Source organism: Haliea alexandrii, from assembly GCF_003719295.1.
Taxonomy (GTDB): domain Bacteria; phylum Pseudomonadota; class Gammaproteobacteria; order Pseudomonadales; family Halieaceae; genus Haliea; species Haliea alexandrii.
Window position 1 is genome coordinate 2,501 of the sequence record NZ_RFLW01000008.1, and the last position, 3,204, is coordinate 5,704.

Sequence of the window (3,204 nt, forward strand, 5' to 3'; positions counted from 1 at the left end):
CAGAGGCGATGAAGGACGTAGTAGCCTGCGAAAAGCTTCGGGGAGTCGGCAAACAGACTTTGATCCGGAGATGTCCGAATGGGGAAACCCACCCAATGTAAGTTGGGTATCCTTAACTGAATACATAGGTTAAGGAGGCGAACTCAGGGAACTGAAACATCTAAGTACCTGAAGGAAAAGAAATCAATTGAGATTCCCCCAGTAGCGGCGAGCGACCGGGGAGAAGCCTGCAAGTAATAGCAGTGCGGTTAGTGGAACGGTCTGGAAAGTCCGGCGATAGAGGGTGATAGCCCCGTACACGAAAACTGCGTTGTGGTACTGAGCTTGCGACAAGTAGGTCGGGACACGTGTTATCTTGACTGAATATGGGGGGACCATCCTCCAAGGCTAAATACTCCTGACTGACCGATAGTGAACCAGTACCGTGAGGGAAAGGCGAAAAGAACCCCGGAGAGGGGAGTGAAATAGAACCTGAAACCGTATGCGTACAAGCAGTGGGAGCCCCTTCGTGGGGTGACTGCGTACCTTTTGTATAATGGGTCAGCGACTTATTGTCTGTAGCAAGCTTAACCGAGTAGGGGAGGCGTAGGGAAACCGAGTCTTAATAGGGCGTTTAGTTGCAGGCAATAGACCCGAAACCGGGCGATCTATCCATGGCCAGGTTGAAGGTTGAGTAACATCAACTGGAGGACCGAACCCACGTATGTTGAAAAATGCGGGGATGAGCTGTGGATCGGAGTGAAAGGCTAATCAAGCCCGGAGATAGCTGGTTCTCCTCGAAATCTATTTAGGTAGAGCGTCGTGTCTTACCCTGGGGGGTAGAGCACTGTTTGGGCTAGGGGGTCATCCCGACTTACCAACCCCATGCAAACTCCGAATACCCAGGAGTACAATCACGGCAGGCAGACAGCGGGTGCTAACGTCCGTTGTCGAGAGGGCAACAACCCAGACCGCCAGCTAAGGTCCCCAATACCAGTTAAGTGGGAAACGATGTGGGAAGGCTTAGACAGCTAGGAGGTTGGCTTAGAAGCAGCCATCCTTTAAAGAAAGCGTAATAGCTCACTAGTCGAGTCGGCCTGCGCGGAAGATTTAACGGGGCTAAACTGGTAACCGAAGCTGCGGATGCGTGCTTGCACGCATGGTAGAGGAGCGTTCTGTAAGCCGTTGAAGGTGAATCGTGAGGTTTGCTGGAGGTATCAGAAGTGCGAATGCTGACATGAGTAACGACAAGGGGGGTGAAAAACCTCCCCGCCGGAAGATCAAGGTTTCCTGCGCAACGCTAATCGGCGCAGGGTGAGTCGGCCCCTAAGGCGAGGGCGAAAGCCGTAGTCGATGGGAAACGGGTTAATATTCCTGTACTTCTTCATAATGCGATGGGGGGACGGAGAAGGCTAGGCCAGCGCGGCGATGGTTGTCCGCGTTTAAGGCTGTAGGCTGGCTGCTTAGGTAAATCCGGGCGGCTAAGGTCGAGAGCTGATGACGAGTGCTACTGAGAGGTAGCGCGAAGTGGTTAATGCCATGCTTCCAAGAAAAGCCTCTAAGCTTCAGTTATGAAGGAACCGTACTGTAAACCGACACAGGTGATCAGGTAGAGAATACCAAGGCGCTTGAGAGAACTCGGGTGAAGGAACTAGGCAAAATGGTACCGTAACTTCGGGAGAAGGTACGCCGGTTTGGGTGATGGGACTTGCTCCCTGAGCCTGGGCTGGCCGAAGTGACCAGGTGGCTGCGACTGTTTATTAAAAACATAGCACTCTGCAAACACGAAAGTGGACGTATAGGGTGTGACGCCTGCCCGGTGCCGGAAGGTTAATTGATGGGGTTAGCTTCGGCGAAGCTCTTGATCGAAGCCCCGGTAAACGGCGGCCGTAACTATAACGGTCCTAAGGTAGCGAAATTCCTTGTCGGGTAAGTTCCGACCTGCACGAATGGCGTAACGATGGCCACACTGTCTCCACCCGAGACTCAGTGAAATTGAAATCGCTGTTAAGATGCAGTGTACCCGCGGCTAGACGGAAAGACCCCGTGAACCTTTACTATAGCTTCACAGTGGACTTTGACTTTACTTGTGTAGGATAGCTGGGAGGCTTTGAAGCAGTGGCGCTAGCCATTGTGGAGCCAACCTTGAAATACCAGCCTGGTAACGTTGAGGTTCTAACTCAGGCCCATTATCTGGGCCGAGGACATTGTGTGGTGGGTAGTTTGACTGGGGCGGTCTCCTCCCAAAGAGTAACGGAGGAGCACGAAGGTGCGCTAATCATGGTCGGAAATCATGAGGTTAGTGTAAAGGCACAAGCGCGCTTGACTGCGAGTCTGACAAGACGAGCAGGTACGAAAGTAGGTCTTAGTGATCCGGTGGTTCTGAATGGAAGGGCCATCGCTCAACGGATAAAAGGTACTCCGGGGATAACAGGCTGATACCGCCCAAGAGTTCACATCGACGGCGGTGTTTGGCACCTCGATGTCGGCTCATCACATCCTGGGGCTGAAGCCGGTCCCAAGGGTATGGCTGTTCGCCATTTAAAGTGGTACGCGAGCTGGGTTTAGAACGTCGTGAGACAGTTCGGTCCCTATCTGCCGTGGGCGTTGGAGAATTGAGGGAAGCTGCTCCTAGTACGAGAGGACCGGAGTGGACGAACCTCTGGTGTTCGGGTTGTCACGCCAGTGGCATTGCCCGGTAGCTACGTTCGGACAGGATAACCGCTGAAAGCATCTAAGCGGGAAGCCCCTCCCAAGATAAGTTCTCCCTGGGGACTTGATCCCCCTGAAGGGCCGTTGAAGACTACAACGTTGATAGGCTGGGTGTGGAAGCGCGGTAACGCGTTGAGCTAACCAGTACTAATTGCCCGTGAGGCTTGACCATATAATCCAAGTGATTTGCGTGGCGAATGCCATACGAGCGCTGGATGTTGTGACAAGTCGTAGTGAGATGGAAGTACGCGTCAGAAGTCATGACGAGATGACGTCGGTACGACCCGTGAACAGCGGTATCAGCTTGATTTACCACCCTATTTGACAAGACGAGGGCAGCGCAAAGCGCGCGTAAGACCCAACTCGGTCAAGCCAGTTTGCCTGGCGACCATAGAGCATTGGAACCACCTGACCCCATCCCGAACTCAGTAGTGAAACGATGCATCGCCGATGGTAGTGTGGGGTCTCCCCATGTGAGAGTAGGTCATCGCCAGGCTTTAATACCCAAACCCC

At 53.3% G+C, this 3,204-nt stretch carries 2 rRNA genes (1 of these 2 running past the window's edge); both read left to right on the forward strand.

Annotated features, from left to right (window positions below):
• A 23S ribosomal RNA gene (locus EGJ68_RS18015) occupies window positions 1-2,863 on the forward strand (it extends 40 nt beyond the left edge of the window).
• A 208-nt stretch (window positions 2,864-3,071) separates the two neighbouring features.
• A 5S ribosomal RNA gene (rrf, locus tag EGJ68_RS18020) occupies window positions 3,072-3,187 on the forward strand.
• Window positions 3,188-3,204 lie beyond the last annotated feature (17 nt).